General features: G+C 57.3%; 2 protein-coding genes and 1 pseudogene. All 3 read right to left on the bottom strand.

What is annotated here, in order from left to right:
• Positions 1-249: 249 nt before the first annotated feature.
• On the bottom strand, positions 250-1,401 hold the full coding sequence (locus ACFFNA_RS35135; protein ID WP_378924467.1) for a CaiB/BaiF CoA transferase family protein: 1,152 nt from the start codon (positions 1,399-1,401) through the stop codon (positions 250-252).
• A 15-nt stretch (positions 1,402-1,416) separates the two neighbouring features.
• Entirely contained in the window at positions 1,417-2,670 is a 1,254-nt protein-coding gene (locus ACFFNA_RS35130) for a methylaspartate ammonia-lyase (protein ID WP_378924468.1), read from the bottom strand.
• A 182-nt stretch (positions 2,671-2,852) separates the two neighbouring features.
• A pseudogene (locus ACFFNA_RS35125) lies at positions 2,853-3,110 on the bottom strand (hypothetical protein); the annotation flags it as partial.

Below are 3,110 nucleotides of genomic sequence, written 5' to 3'. Positions count from 1 at the left end.
CACCGCACGGGTCCGGACTTCGGGAGAGAACTTGTTGGTCGTCTTGCTTGTCATGGCTCCACCTTCTCAGGAATTGGAGCCTCCGAGCAACCCGGTGCGGTTCATTCCTGATCATGGAATCGCCTCTGCGGTCGACTTTAGCGAGGCCGGTGGCGGTAGGTTTGCCTGGCCGGCCGATGCGCTGAGATTATCCGAGGTATGCACGCTGTGTGTAAATCGCGAGCGCACCCACCTTACCGTGACGAGCGCTCACGCTGACGCGGCTCTTTCGCGCAAGAGGCCCAGAACCTCATTGCGGATTGCCTCGGTGTGAGCGCCAAGAGCCGGAACTGGGCGCAGCGAGGGGCGCTCAGAGTTGAAAATCGCCGCCGGCGCTATCGTGTCGACGGTTCCTTCAGGTGTTCCAACCTGCACCCTGCGAATGTGTGGATGCCTTGAAACATCCGCCACTTCGTTTAGTCGGCCATATGCCAGACCGGCTGCCTCGAGCTCTTGCATTGCTTCGTGGCAGGATAGCTCGGAAAAGCGCTGTTCAATGATCTCATCAAGTTTCGCACGATGACCAAGGCGCTCCATGTTGTCGGCAAAACCCGGTGCGCGTGTGAGCTCGGGCCGGTTGAGAAATTTCTCGCAGAAATTTACCCATTCGCGGTCATTCTGGACCGAAAAGATGACGTCTTTGCCATCGGAGCAACGATAGGCGCCATACGGCGCCAGCGAGGGGTGTTTCACGCCGGCGCGTACCGTGTGATAGTCGCTGTAATCGTTTTGCAAAACGGGTACGTTCATCCAGTCGGCGACGGCATCGAACAGTGACACCTGGATGCCTGTCCCTTCGCCGGTGACCTCGCGGTGATACAGTGCTTGAAGAATGGCACTATGCGCTGTCATGCCCGCCGAGATGTCGCAAACCGACACCCCAACACGCGCGGGCCCTTGTTGGTTGCCGGTGATCGCGCATAGCCCTGTTTCGGCCTGGACGATGAGATCATAGGCCTTCAAGTGGGAATACGGTCCTGTCTCTCCGAAACCAGAGATGTCGCAGGTGATCAGCCGGGGATATCGTCGACGGAGATCCGCAGACCCGAAACCCAGTTTTTCGATACTGCCCGGCTTCAGATTCTGGATAAAGACGTCGGCACTGGCAATGAGCGTGTCCAGGACGGCGCGATCCGCTTCCGACCTCAGGTCCAGACAGACGGACTCCTTACCCCGGTTGAGCCAGACGAAGTAAGCGCTCTGCCCCCGGACCAGCTTGTCGTAGTTGCGGGCAAAGTCGCCTTCGGGCCTTTCGACCTTGATGACACGGGCGCCGGCATCCGCAAGGCGAGACGATGCGTAAGGCGCGGCCACCGCCTGTTCCACCGCGACGACAGTGACCCCCTCAAGAGAGTTCTGCATGCGACACCCTGCTTTTCATCCAACGTTTTCGTTTTGAGTACGTCGACGGTTCAGCATAGCCATCAACCGATTTTGCTCGTTCCCAACAATTGAGAATGCCTCGTCGACACCCATTCCGGGCTTTGCAAGCATCATGTCGGCCTGGGTTGCCACCGATACATGGACAGAAGCTTGGGCAGAAAGATCTGTCTCCGTACAGCTGCCTCCGACATACGCGCCGACCTTGTTCGCTTTGCAGAGGAGAACGGCACGCGCCGTATCGGCCATTGAGCCGACGTCAGGGGTCTTGATTTGAATGAAGTGCGCAGCCTTTGCTTCGGCAAAAAGCCGAATATCCTCGAGCGTGTTGCAGCGCTCGTCCACGACAATGCGAGCCCTGGAACCCCGATTGTCCAAAATCGATACGATCTTGGCGTAGTTCTCAATTTGGGCTTGCGTGAAACCAAAGTCCGCCGGGCACTCGATGTTGAGCGAGAAATCCGGAACGATATCGGCTACCCTGCAAATAAAGTCCGCGATGCTTTGCGGCTCGAGTCCGATTTCCAGGCCGATCCAGCCATACACATCGAAATGCAGCACCGGGTGATATCCGGGGCGACCGATTTCGCGCGTGCGCGTTGCGACCCACTTCACGAACTCCATGAAGGTCTCGCCGTCGACGCCGAATTTCTGCCGCGAGTTAATCAGGCCGTGAGGAAGCACATCCACCGCCTTCAGGATCATTTTGTCGACGTTGATTTCGCGAGCGTCCCCGCTCTGGCAGTAAATCGGGACGCGACGCGTCGGCAGCGGCAGATCAAACTCCTCGCATATTATTTCCGCCATCGTCTTGCGCTGAAGATGGGCGGCTGCGCGAAGAAGCGCTTGACTGACGCCATACTCAATCGCGAGAGGTAGCCGTTTATGTTCGAAAGGCTCGAAAACCTTCGCGCAGGCATCAAGGTAACGAGATGCATCGACGTCCAGAAGCCGCGGCACGACCACGCGTGACGTTATAGCTGAGGTTTGATCGGTGTCGAAAAGAGGATCGCGTCCGCCAGCACCAGAGTACTGGACACTCATCATGTCGCCCCAAACAACGGTGTCGCTCCCAAGGACGAGACCTACGCTGAGCGAAGATGCTGGAATGCGAATGGTTTTGAACCCAGGCGTTGTCGGTGAGCCGACATAGATCAAGCCGTCCTGGGTTGCCCCGGACCTAATGGCTTCCTGGTCGTCATAGAAAAATGCGCCGTTACCAGGCGCGATCAAGACATCTTTGACCTGCACTTCACTTCGCTCGATTCTCATCGGATAGCATTGATGGGGCGGATGCATCTTGATCCACCTGCCTAACTATGCGCCACTTGGCGTTGAGTTCGCCAATATAATATCCGAGGCGGGCCCATCGCGTTTCCCGATGGCTGGCACCTACCCTAAGGGATCGTCCGCCATTCTAGAGAACGTCCGGTTTAATCTGGGTCATAACCTGCGGCCTTGAAGTAGTTCTGGCATTCGGCTGGGGTGAAGAGGTCGACGAGCGATCCGACGGCGGTCCACAGGGCTGTGATTGTCCTCTCGGCTTTGGCGCGCATAAGAGCCTTGAGTTTTGAGAAGGCGTTTTCGATCGTAAGCGCGTAGGCATCCCCACGTAGCGTGCAGGCGGTTGATCGCTCATTTTCAGCATGAATCATGCGGAGAATCCTGTGAGCGACAGTATGAGCCATCAT

Source organism: Mesorhizobium kowhaii (assembly GCF_042431665.1).
GTDB classification, from domain to species: Bacteria; Pseudomonadota; Alphaproteobacteria; order Rhizobiales; family Rhizobiaceae; genus Mesorhizobium; species Mesorhizobium kowhaii.
Note: the sequence above shows the minus strand (reverse complement) of the source record. Positions and strands in the feature narration are given on the sequence as shown.